Annotated in this window: 23 protein-coding genes and 1 other RNA gene; 11 read left to right on the top strand and 13 right to left on the bottom strand. The window is 49.8% G+C overall.

Going from position 1 to position 23,789, the window contains the following annotated elements:
- Positions 1-4: 4 nt before the first annotated feature.
- The 3 genes from B9G79_RS01545 to rnpB all read right to left on the bottom strand — a co-directional run bounded on the left by B9G79_RS01545 (position 5) and on the right by rnpB (position 3,697).
- Entirely contained in the window at positions 5-1,588 is a 1,584-nt protein-coding gene (locus B9G79_RS01545; protein WP_232468977.1) for a YiiX/YebB-like N1pC/P60 family cysteine hydrolase, read from the bottom strand.
- A gap of 320 nt (positions 1,589-1,908) precedes the next feature.
- On the bottom strand, positions 1,909-3,222 hold the full coding sequence (locus B9G79_RS01540) for an alpha/beta fold hydrolase (RefSeq protein ID WP_088563986.1): 1,314 nt from the start codon (positions 3,220-3,222) through the stop codon (positions 1,909-1,911).
- 91 nt (positions 3,223-3,313) lie between these two features.
- Positions 3,314-3,697: RNase P RNA component class A (rnpB, locus tag B9G79_RS01535), an RNA gene on the bottom strand.
- Between the two features lie 97 nt (positions 3,698-3,794).
- Between rnpB and B9G79_RS01530 the strand changes: the two genes are divergently transcribed.
- From B9G79_RS01530 to B9G79_RS01520, 3 genes are all read left to right on the top strand, one after another.
- On the top strand, positions 3,795-4,271 hold the full coding sequence (locus B9G79_RS01530) for a fibronectin type III domain-containing protein (protein ID WP_088563985.1): 477 nt from the start codon (positions 3,795-3,797) through the stop codon (positions 4,269-4,271).
- A gap of 143 nt (positions 4,272-4,414) precedes the next feature.
- Positions 4,415-4,837, top strand: a complete 423-nt coding sequence (locus B9G79_RS01525; RefSeq protein ID WP_232468976.1) for a cysteine rich repeat-containing protein — start codon at positions 4,415-4,417, stop codon at positions 4,835-4,837.
- A 169-nt stretch (positions 4,838-5,006) separates the two neighbouring features.
- Entirely contained in the window at positions 5,007-6,596 is a 1,590-nt protein-coding gene (locus tag B9G79_RS01520) for a PAS domain-containing sensor histidine kinase (protein WP_088563983.1), read from the top strand.
- On the opposite strand, the gene B9G79_RS01515 is transcribed toward B9G79_RS01520, so the two are convergent.
- Entirely contained in the window at positions 6,568-7,296 is a 729-nt protein-coding gene (locus tag B9G79_RS01515) for a Bd3614 family nucleic acid deaminase (protein ID WP_232468975.1), read from the bottom strand. The genes B9G79_RS01520 and B9G79_RS01515 overlap by 29 nt on opposite strands.
- 163 nt (positions 7,297-7,459) lie before the next feature.
- Between B9G79_RS01515 and B9G79_RS01510 the strand changes: the two genes are divergently transcribed.
- The 3 genes from B9G79_RS01510 to B9G79_RS01500 all read left to right on the top strand — a co-directional run bounded on the left by B9G79_RS01510 (position 7,460) and on the right by B9G79_RS01500 (position 10,475).
- The gene (locus tag B9G79_RS01510) at positions 7,460-8,377 is read left to right on the top strand and encodes a class I SAM-dependent methyltransferase (protein WP_088563981.1); all 918 of its coding nucleotides are present in this window, start codon (positions 7,460-7,462) and stop codon (positions 8,375-8,377) included.
- A 125-nt stretch (positions 8,378-8,502) separates the two neighbouring features.
- Positions 8,503-9,789: a polyamine aminopropyltransferase gene (speE, locus tag B9G79_RS01505; RefSeq protein ID WP_088563980.1), complete on the top strand. Its 1,287-nt coding sequence runs from the start codon at positions 8,503-8,505 to the stop codon at positions 9,787-9,789.
- Positions 9,790-9,854: 65 nt separating this feature from the next.
- Positions 9,855-10,475, top strand: coding sequence for a superoxide dismutase (locus tag B9G79_RS01500; protein WP_088563979.1), 621 nt, complete (start codon positions 9,855-9,857; stop codon positions 10,473-10,475).
- Between the two features lie 158 nt (positions 10,476-10,633).
- Here the strand turns inward: B9G79_RS01500 and B9G79_RS01495 are convergent, their stop codons facing one another.
- Both B9G79_RS01495 and B9G79_RS01490 read right to left on the bottom strand, forming a co-directional pair.
- Positions 10,634-11,407 (bottom strand): hypothetical protein, encoded by a 774-nt coding sequence (locus tag B9G79_RS01495; protein ID WP_088563978.1) that lies wholly within the window; start codon positions 11,405-11,407, stop codon positions 10,634-10,636.
- 124 nt (positions 11,408-11,531) lie between these two features.
- The gene (locus B9G79_RS01490; protein ID WP_232468974.1) at positions 11,532-12,137 is read right to left on the bottom strand and encodes a flavodoxin family protein; all 606 of its coding nucleotides are present in this window, start codon (positions 12,135-12,137) and stop codon (positions 11,532-11,534) included.
- A gap of 188 nt (positions 12,138-12,325) precedes the next feature.
- Between B9G79_RS01490 and B9G79_RS01485 the strand changes: the two genes are divergently transcribed.
- Entirely contained in the window at positions 12,326-13,201 is an 876-nt protein-coding gene (locus B9G79_RS01485) for a hypothetical protein (protein WP_088563977.1), read from the top strand.
- Between the two features lie 97 nt (positions 13,202-13,298).
- Here B9G79_RS01485 and B9G79_RS01480 read toward each other — a convergent pair whose 3' ends face one another.
- Together B9G79_RS01480 and B9G79_RS01475 are read right to left on the bottom strand one after the other, a co-directional pair.
- Complete coding sequence (locus B9G79_RS01480; protein ID WP_088563976.1) at positions 13,299-13,856, bottom strand: BON domain-containing protein; 558 nt, start codon at positions 13,854-13,856, stop codon at positions 13,299-13,301.
- Positions 13,857-13,897: 41 nt separating this feature from the next.
- Complete coding sequence (locus B9G79_RS01475) at positions 13,898-14,275, bottom strand: HPF/RaiA family ribosome-associated protein (protein WP_088563975.1); 378 nt, start codon at positions 14,273-14,275, stop codon at positions 13,898-13,900.
- A gap of 207 nt (positions 14,276-14,482) precedes the next feature.
- Here B9G79_RS01475 and B9G79_RS01470 point away from each other — a divergent pair, with 207 nt between their 5' ends.
- On the top strand, positions 14,483-15,403 hold the full coding sequence (locus B9G79_RS01470) for a LysR family transcriptional regulator (protein ID WP_088563974.1): 921 nt from the start codon (positions 14,483-14,485) through the stop codon (positions 15,401-15,403).
- Positions 15,404-15,456: 53 nt separating this feature from the next.
- Here the strand turns inward: B9G79_RS01470 and B9G79_RS01465 are convergent, their stop codons facing one another.
- Positions 15,457-16,692 (bottom strand): M20/M25/M40 family metallo-hydrolase, encoded by a 1,236-nt coding sequence (locus B9G79_RS01465; RefSeq protein ID WP_088563973.1) that lies wholly within the window; start codon positions 16,690-16,692, stop codon positions 15,457-15,459.
- Between the two features lie 109 nt (positions 16,693-16,801).
- Here B9G79_RS01465 and B9G79_RS01460 point away from each other — a divergent pair, with 109 nt between their 5' ends.
- On the top strand, positions 16,802-18,373 hold the full coding sequence (locus B9G79_RS01460) for a B12-binding domain-containing radical SAM protein (protein WP_088563972.1): 1,572 nt from the start codon (positions 16,802-16,804) through the stop codon (positions 18,371-18,373).
- Here the strand turns inward: B9G79_RS01460 and B9G79_RS01455 are convergent.
- Both B9G79_RS01455 and ubiG read right to left on the bottom strand, forming a co-directional pair.
- Complete coding sequence (locus B9G79_RS01455; RefSeq protein ID WP_088563971.1) at positions 18,324-18,833, bottom strand: DUF1772 domain-containing protein; 510 nt, start codon at positions 18,831-18,833, stop codon at positions 18,324-18,326. The genes B9G79_RS01460 and B9G79_RS01455 overlap by 50 nt on opposite strands.
- Positions 18,834-18,884: 51 nt before the next feature.
- Positions 18,885-19,652 carry a bifunctional 2-polyprenyl-6-hydroxyphenol methylase/3-demethylubiquinol 3-O-methyltransferase UbiG gene (gene ubiG, locus B9G79_RS01450; RefSeq protein WP_232469305.1) on the bottom strand — a complete coding sequence of 256 codons (768 nt, stop codon included), beginning with the start codon at positions 19,650-19,652 and terminating at the stop codon, positions 18,885-18,887.
- Positions 19,653-19,725: 73 nt separating this feature from the next.
- Between ubiG and B9G79_RS01445 the strand changes: the two genes are divergently transcribed.
- Complete coding sequence (locus B9G79_RS01445; protein ID WP_232468973.1) at positions 19,726-20,163, top strand: hypothetical protein; 438 nt, start codon at positions 19,726-19,728, stop codon at positions 20,161-20,163.
- 52 nt (positions 20,164-20,215) lie between these two features.
- Positions 20,216-22,027, top strand: a complete 1,812-nt coding sequence (locus B9G79_RS01440) for an ArnT family glycosyltransferase (protein WP_088563968.1) — start codon at positions 20,216-20,218, stop codon at positions 22,025-22,027.
- Here the strand turns inward: B9G79_RS01440 and B9G79_RS01435 are convergent.
- Together B9G79_RS01435 and B9G79_RS01430 are read right to left on the bottom strand one after the other, a co-directional pair.
- Entirely contained in the window at positions 21,920-22,315 is a 396-nt protein-coding gene (locus B9G79_RS01435) for an NINE protein (RefSeq protein ID WP_088563967.1), read from the bottom strand. The two genes, B9G79_RS01440 and B9G79_RS01435, sit on opposite strands and share 108 nt — an antisense overlap.
- A gap of 22 nt (positions 22,316-22,337) precedes the next feature.
- Positions 22,338-23,708, bottom strand: a complete 1,371-nt coding sequence (locus B9G79_RS01430) for an NAD(P)H-binding protein (protein ID WP_088563966.1) — start codon at positions 23,706-23,708, stop codon at positions 22,338-22,340.
- Positions 23,709-23,789 lie beyond the last annotated feature (81 nt).

The raw sequence follows: 23,789 nt of genomic DNA, 5'->3' as shown, positions 1-23,789 counted from the left end.
CTTCCTACAGATTCTGGAATTTTTTAAATTCAGCGTAGTGTTGGTCGTCGGCTTTCAACAAAAGACCCAAAGAATAAGGCAAATCCTTGTAAACGCGCTTACCGTCGTAATACATGATCACCGGTTCAAAGGTTCTCTGGTTTCCGATCGCCAGTTGAGCCACGTTATCCGGGCTGATGGTGTAACGGCGCAGAGTTTCCTCCAAAGGCCATTTCACATCACCAAAGACCACATACGCGATCTCGGAACAAACGATACGGGTGTGAGTATGAACGTCGAAGTTGAAGTCATACTCTTTACCGATCTGGGCAATCGCCTGCAAAACGGCCTTGCGACGATATTCATCCGTGATATTGGAACGAGTGTCACGCACCACCAGAAAGTCATCGATATTCAGGAAGTGCTCCAATGTGTTCAGTTCCACACCCGGGCGCAAAGCTTCCACGATGCGGTGACCGGCGCGGATCTTCGCCTGAATTTTGGCCGGGATCTGGTCCCAAACCTGCAGGTCTTTAAGCTGTGCTTCAGTGCCCAACCAGATCGCCACGTGACCATAGTGGCCCGGGATCATCTTGTCGGTCAGACGGAATGGAGTTTTCTCCATCAGAATGTCCAGAGGTTTCATTTCGCCAATCAGATTCGCTTTTTCGGATTCAGACATGTTGTAAAGGAAGCCCTTACGGGTTTCTACCAGGCCGACCATGTTACCAAAGCCCATGCTCACCCCGTAAGACACTGCACGCACGCCGCGTTTTCCACGCAACGTCAGACGATTCCACAGGTTCGCAATGGCATCTTTAAAGCCCGTGCCGGTCTTGTCATTCTTAACTGCAAGATACCAGATACTGGATTGAGTCAGAGTATAAAGCTGAGCTTCTTCCGGGCTGGTTTTTTCACCGTTGGCGCGACGCCAAGCCATCACAGAGTCGATGAACTTGATTGCGTCTTCGATCTGATCACGACGATGTGTGGAGGAATAGGAATCCGCAATCGCCTGCAATGCACGTTTTTGAGGAACGTCATAGTTCAGAACATAACGCAAAGAAGAGTTTTCGTTGAATGGCTGGATGGCAACCAGATAGTTGTCCATCAGAAGCAATGCGGAAGCCAAAGCCATCTGCATGCGGAATATCTGTTTTTCGCCCTGAGCATCTTTTGGATCCACATTCAAAACATTATATGTTTCGTAGGTATCCTTGCGAACATTGCGTTCTTTCTTTTCGGCTTTGGTGCCTTTATACGGCGCCAACTTCACCTGATTTTTACCCGCGAAGTACTCACCTTCAGCGATCGCCAAATCCATCAGTTTTTTGCGTGTTTCCAGATACTTCGCGCCCATGGCGCGAACCCATTCACCCTCAGAACGACTCAAGGACACGTCACCCGTTTGACCCAGCTTTTTTTCATCAGCAAAGCGCAAGGCCGCCGCACGGAAGTCCAAAGCTTCCGCCATCAAAACCTGCAGGTCATAATATTGAGGATCTACATAATAGGTCGCTGCTGGCGTTCTTTCCGTGGAAGATTTGAACGAAGAACAAGCGCCAACAAATGCTGTGAGTGCACACAACAGAACTATAGCGAAACGCATGGGATTTCCCTCCATACAAATCAGATTATCTGAGGTGTACTAACTTCTCGCTTTAAAGATGTTTAGCGACACAAAATCTGGTCCAGAGGACCAGTGCGAAAAGACACCAAAACTGGGCTACTGGACCTAGCAACACCAAGACTACGGTGAACCCAGACCTCTGTAATTTGAGCATTTGAATTGTCAGCACCACTGACCTTAGTAAACTTATCTTTAAGCAATCGCATATTTCTATCAAGACACGGATCTTTAGGAATGAAGATCCAGAGAGTTGGAAGTCCGCCCTCAGAACGAAGGCGGGCTTTCTTTTTGATTCAACTTCAGTTGGAAGTGTAAGCCCAGAAATGGCCGCTGGCTTTTTTCATTTCAGAATAAAGAGACTTGGGAATTGGCAAACCCTTCATCGCATAATCAAAAATCTGCAACTGTTGTGGATTTTCGTACAGGATTAGTTCCAGATTCGGATTGTGCCCGCCACGCACCAGAATCGCCAGCTGCTTGAATCCCACCGGAACATTTTTGTAATGACGAATTCCCTCTGGAGCCGCGGTCGCCCCGTCGTCAGATCCCTGGAAATATGTGACCGGCACTTTCACCGGATAGTTTTCCGCTCGATAGGTCTTGTCGCCTTTGGCGCGAAGGCGTGCGCATTGTTTCAGCGATTCAGTATCCACCTTACGTACCAGTTGACCCTTGATAAAAGAATCCTCGATGCTGATGTCCGGCGTCGCCATTCCCAGCTCCTGACAGGAAATCATCATGTAGGCGATGTCATTAGAGGCAAACAGAATGTGCGGAGTATAAGTGATCGGCTCATAACTTTTGCGAACTTCAGTAAGAAATTCTTTAAACACTTTGTCGTCAGTTAAAAGCTCCAGACGCTCTTTCAGTTTTTTCACGCCATCGTTGTACATCAACTGTGTGCGCGCCTGACGTGACATCCAGGTGTCGGGGATGCCATGAACTGTCGACACACTTTCAAGCCGTGCCATCAGCGAAGGCGACAAAGAGTTTAGCATCTTCTGCACCAGCTTGCGGCGATGAGGCGCATCCCACAACTGCAGGCCCCCGTCATAGACCACACCTTCCAAAATCGCCGCGCGGGTGCTTTGCGGGAAAAGCGAAGCATACATCGTCGCCGGAACCGTGCCGTAAGAAATTCCATACACAGTCCATTGATTGATCATCAGATGCTGACGAACCACTTCGGCGTCACGAGCGACATTTTCAGAGGAATAATAAGACGGATCCAGGAACATCGCGCGGGTGTCCGGGCGCGAACAGCCAATCCCCCGGTGCTCCATGATCAGAACATTGTAAGGCATCGGATTGCGGAACAGGCCCCAATGCGAGGTTTGCCCGGGTCCGCCGGTGAAATAAATCATGGTTTCTTTGCTGGGATCAAAGCCGCGGTGGAAATAAGAGTAAACCTCGGTCATACCCCGTTCCGGGCGGGAATAGTCCACCGGGACGCGGACATAGAACCCTTTTTCGTGGGCGATCAAAGACGCATAGGTTTTCTGACAAAGGGATTTGCCTGACTCGTAAGTCGATTCAGAAGGAATGTTCAAAGAAACTTGCGCCTGTGCAGCCAAGCCTGCAGCCATGATCAGGACAAACAACAGTGTTTTCATGGCGGGGAATTTAGCCCAAATAGGGATCCTAAGGGCACGAAAACTCTCAAGTTTTGCAAAACTTGCAGAGTTGTCTATATAAAGAAGGCGGGATCTCGGTTTTGCTATAAGCCGGATTCTGTCCAAACTACCAGGTCCCATAATTTACCCGATAATCGTGGATGATCATTCCTCTGGGAGTGGCATTACTGACACCCTCAAGCGATCTTACCCGGTGACTACGGGCTGGCCGCCCTACTAGTGTCACCCTATTTGATCTTGCTCCGCGCAGAGTTTGGCTGTTTTCACTCCAGCAGCTCCCCAGACCCTCCCGTTCCCGGTGTCTGGCTCAATGCCCTGGACATTCTCTCTGTTCCACTGTTCCTTACATTACTGTAGAGGGGCGTTACCCCTTGCGCTGCCATATGGAGTCCGGACTTTCCTCTCTAATTTCAGGAATTTAGAGCATTATTAGAGCAATCATCCGCAAAACCGTGGGGATTTCTAACACCGTCCAGCATTTCGTGCAAGAAGGTTTTCTTAATCCCGGTTTTATTTTACTTTCTAAGCATCGTTTACAAAAGGATTAAATCATGAAGATCTTGGTATCTCTATTCGCGTTCGCTATGACTTTGACTCTTGCTTCTGCTTCTTTGGCTGAAGAGGCTCATGGTGGTGGTGGTCACGGCGCCGGCCACGGTGGTTTGACCGAAAAAATGAACTCTTTGTTCCCACAGCCAAAAGCGGATCCTGCGAAAAACGAAGTTCCGGCTAAACCAGAGCTTGTAAGCCCGGCATATTACACTTCCGTTAAAGCTGATAAAACAACTCTGACTTGGAAATCCGTTGCTGGAGCGGACGAGTACCATGTTCAAGTGGCTACAGATCCTAACTTCAAATGGTTGGTGGCAAACGAATACGCTGTTAAAGGCACTACTTTCGAAGCCACAGGTCTGGAAGCTGGCAAACATTACTTCTGGAGAGTCGCGGCGGTGAAATCCACAAACTGGAGCACATTCCGCAAGTCCTTCTTTGCAATGTCCATGTTCGAAACACCGGCTGCAAAGTAACACGTCCTTAGTTTTCTCGTTCTAAGTTTCTCAAGAGCCCTCCATACTTCTCCTCAGAGAGGGCTCTTCAAAAAAAATCTCCCCTTTCAAAACTGAATAAACCACTTCACTGGATGGCATTGATCACTCCGGAGGTTTCGCCTATGGAAAATCGTTTCATCGTCGGCGTGCTGACCCTGATCTTTACGCTGATTTTCATATTCTCTATTGAAGCTCTGGCCCAGACGGAAAAAACCGCCCTGGATCCCTGCCGCGCAGATTTAAATCGCTATTGCCAGGATGTTGAACCTGGCGGCGGAAACTTTTTGAAATGTCTGGAAGATCACAAAGACAAACTGACCACGGACTGCCGTCAGCGCAGCCAACGAGTCCATCAGCTGATGGTGGAGCTTCGCCGCGCCTGCAACAACGATCTGCTGCAGTTTTGCGATATGCTTAAACCGGGCGAGGGACGCATCTTGCGTTGTTTGAAAGACAACAGCCGTCAGCTTTCCAATTCCTGCACAGTTGGAATTCGCAATGCCTTGGAGGCACGCAAAAATTTGCTTGAAAACCAATGGCCATAAGATTTCAGCAGAAAACGCTTGTTAAGCTGCAGTGAAATTCAATCATTCATCATCATTCTGAAAATTATTGTCTGTCGAAGCGCAGGACTCATAGCGTAATTACAAAACTTTAATCCCCAGGGAATTTTGTAATTTTATTAATAAACATGACTGTAGATACACTTATGTCATGACTCATTCTGTTTATGAGGCTCTACTAAATTCAAATGCGGTGATCGAGTTCGACAACCAGGGATACATTCTCTGGGCCAACCCGAATTTCCTGAATCTTATGGAGTATGAACTCGATGAGATTGAAGGACGTCATCACTCAATATTCCTGCCGGAGTTTCACCAACACGAGCTGGAATATCAAGAAATGTGGAACCAACTTGCTGAAGGACAAGCCCAAGCAGGAGAGTTCAAGCGACTTACCAAAACAAATCGCGAAGTTTGGATTCAAGGATCTTACACTCCAGTAAGAAATCTGCAGGGGCAGGTGTCCAAGATCGTGAAGATGGCCGTGGATATCACTGAAAAGAAAAGTCTTTCAGACAACCTGGAAAAGAAAAACAAAGAGCTTCTGGGCGCTGCGATCAAAGCCAAAGCCGCCACTGACGCAAAAACCGTTTTTCTGGCAAACATGAGCCATGAAATCCGCACTCCGCTAAATTCCATCATCGGCATCACCGACACTCTGGCCGAGACTCCGCTGGACAACCAGCAAGCCTCATTCGTCGAGATTCTTCAGCGCGCCAATCATCAGCTAATGACCATCATCAATGACATTCTGGATCTTTCCAAAGTCGAAGCTGGAGAAATGGAACTGCGACCGCTTCCGTTCAATCTAAAACGCCTGCTGGACGAACTGAACACCGTGCTGGGCTTCCGAGCCAAAGAAAAAAGCCTGAAGCTTTCAATGACCATCGATCCCGATGTTGAAGAATACTTTGTCGGCGACGCCGATCGCCTGCGCCAGGTACTGATGAATCTGGTGAACAATTCAATCAAGTTCACCAACACCGGTGAGGTGTCTTTGCAGGTGTCAGTGAACCGCACGCCCCACAAAGGAAATCTGCTGTTTCGGGTGACCGACACGGGCATCGGCATTTCCAAACAAAAATTCAAAGACATCTTCCAGCCATTCACTCAAGCCGACACGACCACCACACGCAAATATGGCGGCACGGGACTGGGGCTTTCCATCACGAAAAACATCGTGCAAATGATGAACGGCCATGTCTGGTTTGAATCCCAACCGGGCCAGGGAACGACGTTCTATTTCACGATTTCGGTGCCGTCCACAACTGAAAGGAAAACGACCATGCACAATCCTTGGCAGGGCCGCTACCAGCTCAGCGACATCAAACACAATATCTCTCAAAGCCGTTTGCGCATTCTGGTCGTGGATGATGTCGATGACAATCGCCATCTGTTCGGAATTTATCTGCAAAAAACCGCTCACGCTGTCAGCTATGCCAACAGCGGTGTGGAGGCTGTGGACATGGTCGCCAAGGACCACTACGACATTATCTTCATGGACGTGCAGATGCCGGGCATGGACGGATATGAAGCCACTCAGCGCATCCGCGAAATGGAGCGCCAGTTGAATCGCACTCCTGCGAAAATATTTGCCTGCACGGCGAATGCTTTCCAGGAGGACGTCAGAAAAAGCATCTCTGCCGGTTGCGACCTGCACCTGTCCAAACCCGTGCGCAAGGACACCATGCTGAAAGCGATCTCCTCTTATTTTAGCGATGCTCCGGAAGCCACTTTCTAAGGTGATGATTCAGGCCGTGCCGATCCAGCACGGTCTGCCGTGACAGCCCGCCTTTTTCCTCGACAGAATAATAAACCTTTAGCTGCGCCGGATTTTCACACCAGTGATAAATCATGCCTGCGCACATCTTGCAGGGCTTGTGGGTGGAATAAAGAACCGCTCCGGCCGGGATCTTCTTTCCCGTTTCGCGATACAGACGCTGCACCAGATTCACTTCCGCATGCAGAGTTTTGTTTTTTGAATTGGAATTCACACCATAACTTAAAAGCTCGCCTTCCGGATTCACCAGAAAGGCCGCAATGTCGCGATCATAGTCATGCAGCACATCCCCCCGGGGAACCAGCCGGGCCAGGCCTGACGCCAGCTCCAACTGCTGTTCCGGGCTTTGGGCAGCCTGCCCCCGAAACCAGCTTGCAATCTCGTGGACTGATTTTTGATTTTCCTGATTCAGATGGGACACGGCTGAAACAATCTGGGTGGTGTCGCCAATCTCCACAAACTGCCAGCCGGGATTTTCACCCTGATCCGAGGGTTTGAGATTTTCCGTGATTCGCTTGGCAACAACTTTCACCATACCCCGGCACATTTCTGTCAGGGCGGCCGTGGTGTAAATGCGCTGGCGCAGAATGAAAAAACTGTGATCCACAAAGCGGTCAAACAACCCCTGCAGCAGCTTTACCACGGCCGATGAAGGTGCCACTGCTCCAGCCGGAAAGCGGGCGAAATAAACGGTCCCCTTGTCTTCGACAAAGGCAACCTCTCCGCCGTCTGAAGCGAGTAAAAATGCTATATGTTCTGCCCTTTTTTCTGCCAACATCGAGGAATTGGTACCATATCCCGCTTAAATTGTCTAAAAAGCCCCCATGGACATGATCAAAAACCGTCTTGAAAAGAACTACAAAAAACTGAAAAGCTGGGCTGAACGCGCCCAAATCGAGGCGTACCGTCTGTATGACCGGGATATTCCGGAATACCCTTATATCGTCGACATCTACAAAGATCACTTCCTGATCTACGACAAAAGCGACCTGCGCGATGTGGAGAAAAACCACCTGCCTCACGTGCAAGAAGCCCTGAAAGCCCTTTTTAAATGCGACGACAGCAAAATCGTGATCAAAAAGCGGGAGCGCCAGGAAGGCCTGAAACAATACGAAAAGCTCGACGCCAAAGAGGAAACCTTTGTCGTGCGCGAATCCCAGGCGCTGCTGAAAGTAAACCTGTACGACTATCTGGACACCGGCCTGTTCCTGGATCACCGCCCGATGCGCCAAAAGGTGTTTAAATCCGTCAAGGACAAAAAGTTCCTGAATCTGTTCTGTTATACGGGCTCAGTCAGCGTTTTTGCGGCTTTGGGTGGCGCCCACACCACCAGCGTGGACATGTCCCAGACTTATCTGCGCTGGGCTCAGGACAATTTTCAACTGAACAATCTGGATCCGGCCCAACACGCCTTTATCAACGCCGACGTCCTGGATTGGTTGCGCACAACAAAATTGCCGAACACTTTCGACGTGATCTTCCTGGATCCACCGACCTTCTCGAACTCAAAAAAGATGGACGAAAGCTTCGAAGTCGAAAGGGACCAGGAGTTCCTGGTGGAAAGCTGCATGAATATGCTGCGACCAGAGGGAATACTCTATTTCTCGAACAACAAGCGAAAATTTAAAATCTCCCCGGCGCTGCTGGCCAAATACAAGGTGAAGGAAATCACCACCGACAGCATCCCCCAGGACTTCCACGACAAAAAAATACACAACTGTTTCGAGATCAGAAGCAACTAGGGGCCAAACGGCCCCTTTTCCCATTTGGGGCCAAAAATACCTTGCCCCCCAGGTAAAAACACCCTAGAACCCCCTAAATTTTACTTATTAAGGCCACTTTTCAGGGGCCGTTGGAGGACAGGGAATTGAAAGCTTTAGGTCGTCATATTTTGGTTGAGTTCAGTGGATGTAACGCAGAAGTTCTGAACGACGTTTCCATCATCGAAAGAAGCATGGTCGAAGCGGCGCAGATTGCTGGTGCGACAGTCATCAACTCCACTTTCCACCACTTCTCCCCATGGGGTGTAAGCGGTGTGGTAGTTATTCAGGAAAGCCATTTGGCTATTCATACTTGGCCTGAATATCGTTATGCGGCCGTGGATCTGTTCACCTGCGGTGATTCAGTGGATCCTTGGGTTTCTTTTGAACACCTGAAAAAAGCTTTCCAGGCGAACTATTCGGCTTTGGAGATGAATCGCGGCTCTTTGCACGTCATCCAGAAGTCCGACTTCCAGCCTAAGATCATGCGCGAAAAACCGTCTTTCGATCTTTCCAAAGGTCATCAGATCGATCGCAATGTCTGGTTCACCGACAAAGACGAAAACCAGGCGCTTTCTTTGCGTTACACGGGCGATGTTTTGTTTGATGAAACAAATCCGTTCCAGCGCGTGCGCGTTTTGGATTCCTATTCTCACGGGAAATTCCTGGCGATCAACAACATGGTGATGTGCACTGAGCGTGATGAATACCACTATCACGAAATGATCACTCACCCTGTGATGCAGACTCACGGCAATGCGAAAAACGTATTGGTTATCGGTGGCGGCGACGGCGGTACCATCCGTGAATTGTTCAAATATAACGTGGACAATGTGACCATGGTTGAAATCGACGAAGCGGTGGTTCGTGCTTCCAAAGAGCACTTGCCAAACATCGCTTGCGAATTCAACAACCCGAAATTGAATCTTATTATCGGTGACGGCATCCAGTTTGTGAAAGACGCGGCTCCGAATTCTTACGATGTGATCATCGTGGATGGTTCTGACCCGGTGGGTCCGGCGAAAGGCCTTTTCACTGCGGAATTCTACAACAACTGTAAAAACGCATTGAAAGACGGCGGCTTGGTGATCACTCAAGGTGAATCCCCGATGTTCCATGAAGGCACTTTCGTTGAATTGAATCATTGCCTGAAGGGCATCTTCGGCAAACAAAGCGTTCACACCATGCTGTTCCATGCGACGACTTATCCGTCGGGCATGTGGAGCTTGCAGGTTGCTGTGAAAGGATCCAAAAATCCGGCGAAAGACTTCAACAAAGACCACGCGGCCAAGTTCGCTCAGGACAAAGGTCTTAAGTACTACAATGAAGACCTGCACACTGCGGCCTTCAGCCTTCCTACTTTCGTCAAAACAATGCTTGGCGATAACGCTTAATTGATAGACCGCCTCCTGTTTTCATTATAGTTTCATTTAGAAAACTAAACAAAACAGGAGGCGTAATGTTCAAACTTCCAAATCTTCCCTACGCGAAAACCGGTATTGCTCCATTGTTCAACGAAGAACAAATGACTTACCACTACGACAAGCACCACAAAGCTTACATCGACAATCTGAACAAATTCATGGAAACAGATGCATCCCTGAAAGGTAAATCCCTGGAAGAGATCACTTTGACTTCCTCTGGTGGCATCTTCAACAACGCCGCTCAGGCATGGAACCACACCTTCTTCTGGTTCGGCATGAGCCCGGCGGGTCAGGGCGGCCAACCGTCTGCAGAACTTTCTGCTGCGATCACTCGTGATTTCGGTTCCATGGATGAATTGAAAGCAAAGTTCGTAGATGGCGGCGTTAAAACATTCGGTTCCGGCTGGATCTGGTTGTGCATGGATGCTGCTGGTAAATTGTCTTTGGTTTCCACTTCCAACGCAGCGGTTCCGTTCACTAACAACGGTCCAACTCCATTGTTGGTTGCTGACGTTTGGGAGCACGCTTACTACGTTGATTACAGAAATCTTCGTGCAAAATATCTTGAGACTTTCTGGGCGCAAGTAAACTGGAACTTCGTTTCCGAAAACTTCGCTTCCAAAAAAGTTCGTGACCTGACCAAGTCCATGACATAACCAAAAGGTACCTCTGCGGCACCCTCCACAGGGGGGCCCACCGCAGTTTTGCATAAGCAGAGCACCACAAAAACAAGAAAAGGAACTGCCTTCATCAGCAGTTCCTTTTTTTATGGCCAAAATGAAGCGACGCTTCGGAAAAAGTAAGCAGGTACCTTTTAGAGTTCGAAGAAGGTGGTGGAAAGAAGGAAGAGGGTGTCTTGGGTGTCGGGAGTGTAGTAGACGCCGACCGACGGGCGCGAGAACATTTCTTTCGGGCGAAGTTGCGACCAGGCCAGACCCACCCCAGTATTCATCTGCTCGTAAGGCGAAAGGCCTGCTTCACGCAAATGACCGTAAGCCAACGTGATCCATTCACGATCTTTGATCTGATACTGAATATCCAGACCGTACTCTGCCTCGCACTTCAGCGAATAAACGAAAATCAAACCGTTGGTGGAATCGATGTGCCCGCACACCTGAGTGATAAACGGCGACATCGTCACGTTTTCATTCCAGTCGGGACGATAGTTGAATCCCAGTTGGGTCGAACGCAAAACCAGATCCGGTCTTTCGACAACTTTGCCTTCCTTCTTCACTTCAGACCGGAAACGTGTTTCGGTGAATGAAGCCGCCCAGTCAAAGTTCTCACCACGATAGAAGTTACCTTTAACGGTGTAATTGCGGCTGCCGGATGCCGTGGCATAGAACATGGGAACCGTACCGATTTCCAGACGAGGCAATACACCCATGCTCAAAGCATTCGTCAACATGTGGGAATTGACGTTGGCGCCACCGGCCCGCTGATAACCGAACTGCCACTGCGGCAAGGTGCGGGCGGAGGTGCTGACAACCGGATTGAACACCACTCGTTTTTCAGGAATGACGTCGTCAAACCCCGCAAGGGATTGAAAACTGAAAGCCAAAATGATGAATGAAATCAACGCGCGCATACCCGCACGCAATACAAGATAAGTGCCAATACAAAGGGGCCCGAAAGCCCCCTCAGTTCCCTCTGAGCGCCGCTATCCCCCGCGGACCGGGTAAATAGTTCACAGCGACCAAAAGCTGATCAGATTACTTAAGCCACTTGCGACGAGGGTCTTTTTTGTCGACGGGCCAGGTGGTCCAAGTCACCTGCAGATCGCAGGCTTTCAGGAAATTTTCCACAATCAGTTCGGCGTCCTCTTTTTGCCAGAAGTCCTTGGCGTGAGAGCTCGGACTTTTCAGGGCAATGTCTGAAACCAGGGAATAGACCATGCCGCTCATCGGGGGGATCAAAAAGCCCATCGTCGACAAAGCCCCCTGCAGACGGGACAACACACCTTTTCCACCCACTGAGTGCATCAGCACAAAGACAGCCGCGGGCTTTCCCATGAAGGCGGCAGAACCTTCCAGTTCAGTCATATCCTCCAGCAGCTTTTGCAGCGGACTTCCCCAGGAATCCCAGTAGGTCCCCGTCACAAAAAACAGACCCGAAGCCGATTCTAGCTTCTTTTTCAAGGTCGGCCCATAAGAGGTTTTCGCCAGATGCACAACTTCCACTTCGGCTTGCTTCCCAAAGATCTTCACCAGCCCCTTGATCCACTGAGCACAGTTGCCTTTGTCCCCCGTCGGACTGCCATTTAAGATCAAAACTTTTTTCATGCTTTTACTTCCCGCCAGTTCACACTCTTTCAGCATTATTGTCTTTTTCCACCGCCCAGGCCAAGGACATCCGTCGATTTTCTGATGCGTCAGCAAAAGCCAGCGGCCGAATCAAGCTTTGTCAAATGGCGCCGCCCGAAACCAAAGATGCGAACGCCCATAAACATTTGTCTGTACACTGAGGTCTGCCCAAGGCCACAATGAAAGCAAATGAAAGGATGTTCATGAAATCCCTGATTCTGCTGCTTTCGCTGTTGCCTGCCTCTGCATTTGCTTTGACCCAAACGCTGCAAACCCTGACCCCTAAAGCCGGACAAAACGAGCTGAAAGGCGGCATTTCATACTCTCACGTCTCGGCCGAAGCCGATCTGGGCGGATCAGCGACTTCCAATCAGTTTGTGATTCCTGTTTCTTATTTTTACGGCATCACCACCCATCATGCTGTGGGTGTTGAAACTTACTATCTGAAAAATGATTCCAACTTTTCCAAAGCCGGTCTTTCTGGCAGCGGAGAAACTCAAGACTTCGGTAACATCGACATCAGCTATAAAGGAAATCTGGATACTGAAAGCGGAACAGTCTATCTGGAAGCCGGAGTCTCGTTCCCCAGCGAAAAGTACGAATTCAACACCAATGACGCCAAATTCAGCGCCAGCACCGGGCAAACCACGGTTACGTTGGCCGCGGGCTATGTGCAAAAGCTTGTGGACTTCACCCTGGGCGCCATCGCAGCCTATGACATCGCCATGGAGGGAGACGCGGATGTTGACGTCGGCGTTTTCTCTGACTCGGGCAAAGTCAAAGGGGGCAGTCAGGTTCGATTCTCGTTCTTCGGCGAAATCGAAGGCGAAAGTCACCCGAACTTCAGCCTGACTTATGCGCGCACTTACAGCCGCAGCTTCAGCTCTGATTCAGTTACCGGAACTATCGATGATGATCTTGAAATGTTCTATGCAAACTTCAGCGCCCGCATGCCCGTGGCTGAAAGACTGGAATTTATTCCCACAGCAGGACTCGCGACCGTCATGAACCAAAGCGACCGCAATCTGGAAAAGTACAATATGTTCACGGCAGCGGCTCAACTGCGCTATCTGTTCTAAAACCGATTCGGCATAAAAAAATGACAGGCGTCTGAATCAGACGCCTGCACATGGAGGGATGGGAAAAGGACCGCACATTATGTTGTGTCTACTTTCATCAAGAGACCTCCTTTAGTTTGTCCTCGAGGATCTCTGTCCCCTTGTTTAAAGGGAACAGCACTTCAAATTCAAAACCTACAGTCATGGGAACCCGTCTTGGCGGCTCTTTGATTTCAATGGCGTTAACAACGTCATGAACACCGGAAAGCTCCCAGGCAGCGCCAACGGCCATTGCTTTCAGACGTGGACGGAAAACCTCCCCTTCCAGTCTGACCACGGCATCTTTGACGACCACCTCGATGTGCTCTCCGCCGATCTTGATCATGTCATCGATCTGAGCCTCCAGGATACTCTGGATTTCCTCGTCTGAGCGGTAGTAATCCGCGGGAACGACGATACGGTCTTCGATCGTCCACACTCCTTCCGTCTCAGAGATGACCTCCAAAGCGGCATTTTTCTTGTAAGATGTGTCGACAAATCCACTGACCACAATCACGCCGTCACGAATGACGATATCCAGATCAGCCAAGCTCACTCTTTTGTCCCATTTGATGCGGTCCCGGATCTTGCGACCCAGTTCGCCGTCACTTTGGTTTTTCAGAAGATGAGTTTTCATAAAGCTGCTCCTTGCCTCTGACGGGTCTTAATTCTTTTGGGTTATGCCACCCCTTCGAGTGGCATAGGTTGGAATTCCAACATCGGATCATTACGACGATGCTGGGATTTACGGGAGGAACGTTTGCTAAGAACGCCTTTTAAAGCAGATACGGTCTTAGCTACACATCGCTTGAAATTCTCGTCTCGTTTGACCACTTTGATCACTGTTTTCGAGCGAGATGGTTTCAAGATGACCTCACACACGTAACTGGGTTTGCGAGTCTGCGATCGATGTCGATCGGTTTCCACCCGCACTGTGAGGTGAGCACCACTGTCATACTTGAAGAAATCTCCCACAGCCCCTTCGACTGTTTCCAACAAGTAAGATTCGAGATTTTCAGTTTTAGTGATGTCTCTGTAGTAGATGTCTGTTTGCATATCTACCTCCTTCTTGAGACTATTATCGTTCATATCGACAATTTCGTTAAATATATAATTTAGAAGACATAATTAGGTGGTTAAAGTTATATATTAAAGGGGTCCTGTTTAGAAATTCGCTGTAGAGATCATCACTTACAGTTTCGCAGCGAAAGACCAGTTCCAAAAGGGCTCCAAAAAAGCCATGTTATTAGGAGGTCTAGTATCATGTTTAACTACAATCACCTGTACTACTTTTATGTAACCGCCCGGCTGGGTGGAGTCAGCAATGCTGCCAAATACCTGCATATCAGTCAGCCCTCGCTCAGTTCACAGATCAAAGTGCTTGAATCTTCCATCGATCAGAAGCTTTTCGAAAAACGCGGAAGAAATCTTCACTTAACTCCAGAGGGTGAACGCACGTTTGCTTACTGTAAAAAAATGTTCGATGTCGCCGCCGACTTTGCCGAGTCCCTGAAAAGTCCGACAGAAAAACAAAGTCAGCGCATCCGTATCGGCGTCAGCGATCAGGTGGAACGTCCTTTCATCGCCGACTTGCTGGCACCTTTGATTCGCGAACAAAAGCGCGGTGTGGAGAAAATATTTTTCGTCAGCTCGGCCCCTTCTGATGCCCTGGTCACACAACTGCGCAGCCGGGAAATCGACCTGCTGCTGACGAACAAACCCATCTATGCCGACGATGTCACCGAACTTGCCACCGCCGAAATGCCGGTAAACCTGATGGTGTCCACGAAGAACCTGAAAGAAAGAAAAATCCGCACCTCCAGAAACACATCGGCCGTGGAGTTTCTGAATGCGGTTCCGTGGGGACTGATCATTCCATCGTACAAAATGAAACTGCGCCATGAAACGGATCTGTTCTTTCAAGAAATCCGCGCCCGCAAAAAAGTCGTCTTTGAAAGTGACATCATGTCCGTCGTGGGCCGAGCCATCGTTGACGGCGCCGGCGTGGGATTCCTGCCGGTGCCTTATGTGATGGACGAAGTCCAATCCGGTATCCTGACCCTGCTGGGTCCCAAAGCCGGCTACTGGAAACACACCTTGTACTTACTGGGCAGAAAAGATGAAAAAGAAGATGAAACAATTCAGGATCTGAAAAAGACCATCAAACGTCTGGAGAAGATTTAGATAAAAAAAGGGAGCCAGCAGGCTCCCTTTCAATTTCAATTTTCAGCTACCAGCTAGTAAGGCTGTCTTGCTGTTGAATTAGCCAGATCCATTCCAATCACCAGGGCGATTTTCGTGTACGCAGCCGAGTGTTTGAAGTTGGATTCTGGAGAAATCACATCTCGCGTGGTGTGAATGTTCTTGTTGCTTTTGCTGAAGGTCGCTTCAAACGGCATCACTGCGGGATAACCCTGACGATTCCATGAAGCATGGTCACTGCAACCATATCCGCACTTGTCATCAACGATGCGTGCATGGATGTAAGTCTCATTCGCCGCCTTCAGGTAATCGCGCAGCCAAGCGCTGGTGAAATCCGTCATGCTGCCGATAACCAGTTCCCCGGAACCCGCGAACAACGTCATATCCAGTTGCAGAACCGCGACCACGTCTTTTTTCTCAGCTTTGTATTGTTTGGCAATTTCAGCTGAACCCAACAGGCCGGATTCTTCACCCGCGTACCAGAAGAACTCCACCGTGCGCTTTGGCTGAGCCTTGGTCATCATGATGCGCAAAGCTTCAATCAGATTCGCAGAACCGGAAGCGTTGTCATCAGCACCCGGCGCCGTCTTGCCTCCGCCCCAGCTTTGATTGATGGAATCAAGGTGACCACCCAGCACGACGATCTCGCTGGGACGCTCGCTGCCGACCAGACGAACTTTCAAAGTTCTTTGTTTGGTGGAGGTGTGGCTGATTTCAGAAATCTCGTAAGGGATTGTCGCTTCCGCCAGCATGGCTTCCAGACGGGTTTTCATTTCCACCACGTGACGGTTTGGATCCGCATCACGGTTGCTGCGGCTTGGGAAGGAGGAAAGCCAGGTCACATAGCTGCGCAGGTTTTCTTCACTGACTTCGGTCATCGCAGATTCGATGAGGCCGTTTTTCTCCAGAGCCAAAGCTGCAAATGGAGCGCGCTCATAAAGGGCGTTCTTTTCCTGAATAGCCGCAAGACTATCCAAAATGCTGTTAAAGCCTGTGCCCTGGATATGCATATCCAAACTCAGATCTTCAAAGCCGCCGCATTTACCCACTTGGTGGGAGCGTTCTTGAATTCTTTGTTGCATCAACGGGGTCACGATTGCGTAACCGACTTCGATGCGTTCATCTTTTGCCAATACCGGGATGTTCAGGGCGCGCAAGTCCTTAAGATCCGCCAGAATAGGTTTGGTTTCAAAATTTTCTAGCGTAGGCACATGCGCTGTTGCCGTCATAGCAACCAACGTCACAAAAGCCATCGTGGCAGTTTTCATCATTTTCAATCCTTTGAAAAAAGCATTACCGCAAAGTAATGGTAGCTAAATTGTCCTCATGTTGGCAAAGACAATTCGCTTATTTTTTCAACATGCATTAGGATAGCCCCCTATGACGACAGACATTTTGCTTGTGACCCTGAACTCCACCTATCAACACAGTTCATTCGGACTGCGTTATCTGTACGCCAATCTTGAAGAGCTGCAAAATCGCGCTCAAATCATGGAGTTCACGATCGCCAGGGATCCCCGCGATATTGCTGAAATTCTTCTGCGCCAGAAACCAAGAATTATTGGTTTGGGGGTGTACATCTGGAATGCCCAGGAGTCCTTGGAACTGGTGTCCCTGCTAAAAAGAATCAGCCCGGAGACCCTGGTTGTTCTTGGAGGACCTGAAGTAAGCCATGAAGCCGAAACCAATCCGATTTGCCAAATCGCAGATTTCACCATCAAAGGCGAGGCGGACTTCCTGTTCCGCGACTTCTGCAAAAACTTCCTGACTGACGGAACACTGCCGGCCCAAAAGTTTGTCACCAACATCCTGCCGGATATTAAAACCATCAAAACCCCTTATGAATTTTACTCTGACGAAGATATTCAGAACCGGGTTTTGTATGTCGAGGTGTCCCGGGGCTGTCCGTACCGCTGTGAATACTGCCTGTCGTCCCTGGACAAAGCGGTTCGAAACTTTGACGTCCCGGCATTTTTGGCGGACATGCAGAAATTGATGGACCGAGGAGCCCGTCAGTTTAAGTTCATCGACCGCACTTTCAATTTAAGTCCCACCACCTGCACCCAGATTTTGGAATTCTTCCTGGAGCGAGTGCACTTGGGACTGTTCCTGCATTTTGAGATGGTGCCGGACCGCCTGCCGACCGAAATCAGAGAATTAATCAAAAAGTTCCCGGCCGGAGCCCTGCAGTTTGAAATTGGCATCCAGACCTGGAACACCGATGTGGCTCGCTTGGTCAGCCGCAGAAATGACCTGGAAAAAGTAAAAGACAATTTCCGCTTCCTGGCTTCAGAAACCGGCGTGCACACTCATGCCGATCTGATCGTGGGTCTGCCTGGTGAAGACATTCACAGCTTTGCGCGTGGGTTTGATACTTTGGCGGAACTTCGTCCGGACGAAATCCAGGTGGGCATTTTGAAGCGCCTGAAAGGCGCCCCGATCGCCCGCCACGACATGGAATGGGAGATGGTTTATTCCAATCATCCTCCGTTCCAGATCCTGCGCACCAAATCCATGGATTTTGCGACCCTGCAGGTGATGAATCGTTTTGCCAAGTACTGGGACCTTTACGCCAACAGCGGAACGTTCAAAAAGTTCGTCGAAAGTCTGAAAGAAAAAGCGCAGGAGCAGGAACACAAGTCCTTCTTCTGGCAGTTCTATGACTTCAACGACTTTATGTCCAAGCGCCATGCCCAATCCCACGGTATTTCCCAACTGAACCTGTTTGAATCGGCATTGGTGTACCTGACTGAAAGCCAGCATTGGCCGGAAGAAAAAGCCAAGGACCTGCTGGCCGAAGATTATCTGGCCACGGGAAAAAAAGAAATCCCGCGCTTCCTGAAAAAGGGCGAAGAAAAAAATCAGAAGATATCTGGAGATGGATCAAACCGAATCAATCTGCCTAAGCGACAGCAAAGACATCTTGTGGGGAAGCCGGAGACCGTTTCATAAAGAACGTCGACGCCAAAAGCAGTGCGAATCCTGACACCAGCAAAGCACTGCGGATGTACATGAAACGCAGCCACTGAGAGCGGATCTCCATCCAATCCGGTGGCGGAGCGATCAAATCCCACTGACTGATGACGTGATTCAAAGGCAGATTTCCAAAACGGGTCATCAGAAGCTCGTCCACCACACACAAAAGCGCAAACACGATCAGAAGAAACTCCATCGACTTCCACGACTGGCGGATTTGAAAAAGACTAGCCACCAAAGTTGCGATAGCCAGCAGATAGATCAATGGACTGAAAATATTGAACGGAGTTTCCATCGAGCGGTGGAATTCCATATAGGAAGTGATCGACAGTTGCTCCATCGCCGGGCCCATACCCAAAACAAAGGCGAAGGAGCTGCCCGCCATCATGCCCACCAAGAGCAAGCCGCAATATCTAAGAAGAGTGGAAACGTTCATGTCGAAATCTATATTCCTTTGTTTATCGCTCCTCAAGTTGCTTTTTGTTAATCAATTGAATCCCCGCGACTTCTTCGCAAAGCCCGTGTACGCAATCAAAGGCGCCCGTGAAAATGTGAACTTAAAATCTTTCGGTACGACACCGGTGCGAATCAACTGCCACAGCGCTTTTTGAGCGAACACCGGACGAATACCACGAATTTCAGTGGTATCCAGGCTAAAATCCTCCAGCCACAGTTTCAATTTTTTCGGCTCAATGAAAAGTGAGTACACGTGATAATCATTGGGTGTGTTCTTTACGAACCACTCCATGCCCTTAATTACCACCAGCCACGCCAGGGGATTTTTGTTGAAGGTGTTAAAGAAGAACAGCCCGCCCGGACGCAGCACCCGCGAGGCTTCGGCGATCACCCGTTGCGGATCAGACACATGCTCCAGCAAATCCATCGCCGCCACCACATCGAAGCTTTCGTTGGCAAAAGGAACCTGATAGACGTCCCCTTGCCGATAGTGCACTGAATGGGTGAGATCACGAGATTCCGCCACCTTCAGACTGGAGGTGGAAAGATCAATTCCAGTCACCTTATGCCCGGCCGCCGCAAGATCATTTGCCAGAAAGCCCGCGCCACAGCCCATATCCAGAATTTCGGCTTTGTAACCAATGTTGCGGCGGATGGCTTCCAATATCCACGGCATTTCCACTTTGTGTTGGTTGCGCAAAAGAGCGATAGGGTCATCCTGCGCCTCGTACCAGCGGTCCGCGAGATGATCATAAGCTTCGTTGTTAATAATCTCGCGATCCACCTTCGCCAATTCCATATCCACATCGACCTCCCTGTCTTTTCCAAAGCTATCAAGGGGTTCATGGCAATTGGAGGTTTGGCGAAGTCCAGTGGTAAGAATCATGCAAGAATCCCGCATTGATCTGCCCGGACCCTTCCGCTACACTGACAGCATGATTGAATACATCGAGATTGTCTGCCGGTGGATTTTTGGACTGCAAATGTTTTTCTGGGGCCTGAACGGCTTCTTCCACTGGGTGAAGATTCCACCTTCAGATCCCAAGATCGATGCCTTTGTGAATGCCTGCCTTGAAACCCGCTTTATCATGCCCACGGTCAAATTAATGGAGATCATCGGTGGCGCCGTTCTTCTGCTGAATTTCGCGGTTCCGGCCACGCTGGTGGTGTTCGCCCCCTTGATTTTCGTAATTTCAGGCCTGCATATCCTGCACAACCCAAAACCCTGGGGCGTGCTGGTGACCACCACCCTGCCGTATTTGTTGTTGGTCTTTTTCCACAACACGTCTCTATTACGACTTGTTCACTAAGGGTTTCGTAACTTGAAGGCAGGGAGTTCCTTTCAGTAGAAAGTCCCCAGCCATGAAAAACTCTTTGAAATCCAACGTATTCTTCGGCCTGGGCCTTGTCCTTTTCACTCTGGCAATGAGCTGGCTGTTTCTGCTGACTCCTCGCGCCCACAATATTGAAATCATCAAACCGGATCTAAACACCGTTCAGGACTCCCTGGCGAGCTTTCAGTTTCAGGACATGAATCCCGAACGCGAAGGCCTTTACTGGGTTAAGTTCACCACCACCCCGATGATCTATCCTTTGAAACATCTTAAGCTTCGCACCATGAACTGCGTGCATGAGATGAGCACTCAGCACGGCGACTGGAACTTACCCACGGATCTAAACACCCGCTGTGATAACTTGGCCGGATTCAAATTAAACAACACGGGTGCAAGCCTTGCCAAAGAAACCACCTGGCACTTTGCCGGTAGCACCAAGGGCGACAGCTACGGTGTCCTGCTTGAAAAAGACTGGACCGATCTTCCCGTGGCCCTGGGCCTGGCACTGGTTGTGGTCTCTTTGATGATGATGCTTATGACGAAGCTGCCGGTGCCTCTGGCTGAACGGGCTTTCATCGCCGCTGTTCTAGGCGGCGCCTTCTTATTCCGTTTTTGGCTGGTGTTTATAAAAGCCCCTCCGGAATTCAGTCTGTTTTCGGACATGGCAGGATACTTTCACCGCGGCGAGGAAATCATGCGCGGTGAATACACCCTGAGCCAGCTTTTCCAGCCTGCCGGCTTCACATTGTGGAGTCTGTGGCTGCGTCAGCTTGGCGGTTTTGAGCTTTTCAACTGGTCCCAGGTGTTTTTGTCCTGGGGAACAGTCGTCTTAATTTATCTGATGGTACGGGAACGCTTTGGCGCTTTGGCGGGGGCTTTCTCGGCTCTTATTTCCGCAACCTATATTCCCCTTGCCGGATTTGCGACATTCCACATGGCGGAAAATGCCTATGCCTTTTTAATCACGCTGTTCCTGTGGCTGATGATGAAGACCTTTAAAAATGAAAAGCTGTCCGGCTATTTCCTTATGGGGCTTCTTCTGGCCGTGGCGTTTTATTTCAAGGGCAATCATGCGTTCTTTATTCCGATTCTGGGCCTGTGGCTGCTTTACCGTGAACGCCATCACTTTACGCGCGCATTTATAAAAGTGACGGTGATGGCCATCGGCTGCCTGCTGATCGTGGTTCCCCACATGGCTTGGACGTGGAAACACTATGGCAAACCCCAGCTGGGACCCACGGCCGGGGCTTTAAACTTTATCGAAGGCAAATGCCCGTCCAAAGACAACGCCGATTCGTCTGGCGCGCGCTGGATGTCTCCGCTGTTTCACTTTACCAACGAACGAACATTCAAACAGTGGGATCAGCCTTTCACCAATCAGGCCTATTTCTGGAAGGAAGGTCTGAAGTGTGTGGCTAAAAATCCGGCCGTGCTGGTTTCAAGTATGAGATATATCTACTATCTGGCGTGGGGAAATCCACTGTGGCCGATCATTTCAAACCCCACCAAGGAACTTTACTATCCTTGGGAAAGTTTTTTCTATTATGCCATGCTGCCACTGACCCTACTGGGTCTGTTGGTGCTGCGAAAGTCAGAAGAACCCTTTAACAAAGCGACAATTCTTCTGATGCTTTCGCTGTTTTTGACGGTGTGGTTCTTTAAATCGGAAAACCGTTTCCGCGTTCCCTTTGATGCGCTTTTGATCAGCTGGGGATCGCTGGGGGCTGCGTGGTTAAGCCGCCTCGCGGTTCACGTCGGAAATCTGCTCATTCAAAGTCCAATAGTCATACAAGTAACCGATCAGGAAAAGACCGCCGGTACAAAGCCAGATCAAACCTGACAGCCATTTGCCCATATAGAATCGGTGCACACCAAAGATTCCCAGGAACGTCAGCAGAATCCAGCTGACGTTATAGTCCACACGTCCACTGCGATAACTGCGCTGGGCACTGCGGCTCATGCTTGGGATCAGAAAAATATCAATCAGCCAGCCAATGCCCGCCAGGCCGAAGGTGAAAAACCAGATGGTCCCGGTGATGGATTTGCCGAAATAAAAACGGTGTGCGCCCATGAAACCAAAAATCCAAAGAATATAACCGATAAAGCTGGAATGATCTGATTTGGCCATGCGGGCCTCCTTGCACTTAAGACTAACGCGCTGACTTGGGTCGATTCAAGTAAAGTCCGAACTGACGCATAACCCAGATATGAAACAATGCCTGGGTCCACCGGTACAAGAACCACGGCATACGGGGTTTGAACTCGTGAATGGCTGCGATAACAGCCTTTCCACCCAGGGTTTCCCTGAACTCCAGGCGCCCCCGCACTGTTTTTTGCGCCAGCAGTCCCCCGCGCACATAAAACAACTGACGATGCGACCAGCTTCTTTCAGGAGAATACTCCAGAATTAAAAGGCGCACATACGGAAAACTCCAGCAGAAGTTCACCCAGCGTCCGTTGACTTCCACCTTCATCAGGCCTGGTCGCATGCTGGGTAAGAATTCCATGTAAGCACGCGCCACCTCATCCGCAGTGACCCCTTCCGGAATCAGCAGCCTTTGCACAGAGCGCACTTCATAGCTGCCCAGGGGGCTTTTTTGAAATGCCAGCGGCGTCTTCTTTTCTGTAAATTCAGAAAGCGCCTCTTCTAGCGCTTCAGCTACCGGCATGAACTTGTATCCCGGAATATTCAGTCGACGCTTGTCACTGACCAGCAAGGTGGATCGCAATCCTTCCACCAAAGGTGCCACCAGGGCTTTCGGGGCGCCAGTCACAAGGCACACCCATAAGGTGGACAGTCGCGGGCTTAAAAGGGGAATTGGCAACAGCGCCCGCTTAAGCCCCTGCATGCGCGCGATCATCTTCATCATATCAAGATAGCTGATCACATCCGGACCGCCGATATCATAAATATGATTCTGGGTTTCTGCGGTTTCAATACAGTAGCGCAGACTTCGCACAACATCCTTTAAGGCCACCGGCTGGCTTTGCGTACTGGTCCATTTTGGACAGACCATGGCTGGCAATCGGTCCACCAAGCGGGTCATTATATGAAAGGATGAACCCTCAGGCCCCAGTATCACTGCCGCCCGCAGAATTGTTGCGGGGATGCGACTGGTTTTAAAAACACCTTCAACCTCTTGACGGCTGTGCAGGTGCCGGGACATTTCTTGAGAATTTTCAGGGCACATGCCACCCAGATAGAAGATGCGTTTGACTCCGCAGGTTTCTGCGGCACGCACAAAGTTATCCGCGACAATCAAATCAAAGTCTTCAAAGGTCCCTTGAGTCAGTTGGGCCGAGGGGCGCATGGAATGCACAAGATAAACGGCAACGTCACAGCCCTCCAAAGCTTTTTCCGCATCCAGCAGACTGAACAGATCACAGGACCGCCACTCGATGCCAGCAGCCGAATCCTTTTTACTGGACCGGCTAAGCGCAACGATTTCATGATGTCCTTGCAGTTCCTGGATCAGGGCCTTGCCAACAAAACCGCTGGCTCCGGCAATTGCCACCTTCACATTCGACCTCACAGATAGATCCATCCTAACACGTTCATCCAGAGTCCTAAAATTATTGACAAATAACAAGCACTTGCACGC

This window comes from Bdellovibrio bacteriovorus (assembly GCF_002208115.1).
Lineage (GTDB): Bacteria > Bdellovibrionota > Bdellovibrionia > Bdellovibrionales > Bdellovibrionaceae > Bdellovibrio > Bdellovibrio bacteriovorus_C.
Note: the sequence above shows the minus strand (reverse complement) of the source record. Positions and strands in the feature narration are given on the sequence as shown.

Bases quoted from the DNA above. Each gene is read 5' to 3' on its own strand.
- B9G79_RS01465 (WP_088563973.1), bottom strand. From the start codon at position 16,692: ATGATGAAAACTGCCACGATGGCTTTTGTGACGTTGGTTGCTATGACG.
- B9G79_RS01540 (WP_088563986.1), bottom strand. From the start codon at position 3,222: ATGAAAACACTGTTGTTTGTCCTGATCATGGCTGCAGGCTTGGCTGCA.
- B9G79_RS01440 (WP_088563968.1), top strand. From the start codon at position 20,216: ATGAAAAACTCTTTGAAATCCAACGTATTCTTCGGCCTGGGCCTTGTC.
- B9G79_RS01500 (WP_088563979.1), top strand. From the start codon at position 9,855: ATGTTCAAACTTCCAAATCTTCCCTACGCGAAAACCGGTATTGCTCCA.
- B9G79_RS01460 (WP_088563972.1), top strand. From the start codon at position 16,802: ATGACGACAGACATTTTGCTTGTGACCCTGAACTCCACCTATCAACAC.
- B9G79_RS01435 (WP_088563967.1), bottom strand. From the start codon at position 22,315: ATGGCCAAATCAGATCATTCCAGCTTTATCGGTTATATTCTTTGGATT.
- B9G79_RS01520 (WP_088563983.1), top strand. From the start codon at position 5,007: ATGACTCATTCTGTTTATGAGGCTCTACTAAATTCAAATGCGGTGATC.
- B9G79_RS01490 (WP_232468974.1), bottom strand. From the start codon at position 12,137: ATGCTGAAAGAGTGTGAACTGGCGGGAAGTAAAAGCATGAAAAAAGTT.
- B9G79_RS01530 (WP_088563985.1), top strand. From the start codon at position 3,795: ATGAAGATCTTGGTATCTCTATTCGCGTTCGCTATGACTTTGACTCTT.
- B9G79_RS01510 (WP_088563981.1), top strand. From the start codon at position 7,460: ATGGACATGATCAAAAACCGTCTTGAAAAGAACTACAAAAAACTGAAA.
- B9G79_RS01455 (WP_088563971.1), bottom strand. From the start codon at position 18,833: ATGAACGTTTCCACTCTTCTTAGATATTGCGGCTTGCTCTTGGTGGGC.
- B9G79_RS01470 (WP_088563974.1), top strand. From the start codon at position 14,483: ATGTTTAACTACAATCACCTGTACTACTTTTATGTAACCGCCCGGCTG.
- B9G79_RS01545 (WP_232468977.1), bottom strand. From the start codon at position 1,588: ATGCGTTTCGCTATAGTTCTGTTGTGTGCACTCACAGCATTTGTTGGC.
- B9G79_RS01480 (WP_088563976.1), bottom strand. From the start codon at position 13,856: ATGAAAACTCATCTTCTGAAAAACCAAAGTGACGGCGAACTGGGTCGC.
- ubiG (WP_232469305.1), bottom strand. From the start codon at position 19,652: ATGGAATTGGCGAAGGTGGATCGCGAGATTATTAACAACGAAGCTTAT.
- B9G79_RS01475 (WP_088563975.1), bottom strand. From the start codon at position 14,275: ATGCAAACAGACATCTACTACAGAGACATCACTAAAACTGAAAATCTC.
- B9G79_RS01525 (WP_232468976.1), top strand. From the start codon at position 4,415: ATGGAAAATCGTTTCATCGTCGGCGTGCTGACCCTGATCTTTACGCTG.
- B9G79_RS01485 (WP_088563977.1), top strand. From the start codon at position 12,326: ATGAAATCCCTGATTCTGCTGCTTTCGCTGTTGCCTGCCTCTGCATTT.
- B9G79_RS01495 (WP_088563978.1), bottom strand. From the start codon at position 11,407: ATGCGCGCGTTGATTTCATTCATCATTTTGGCTTTCAGTTTTCAATCC.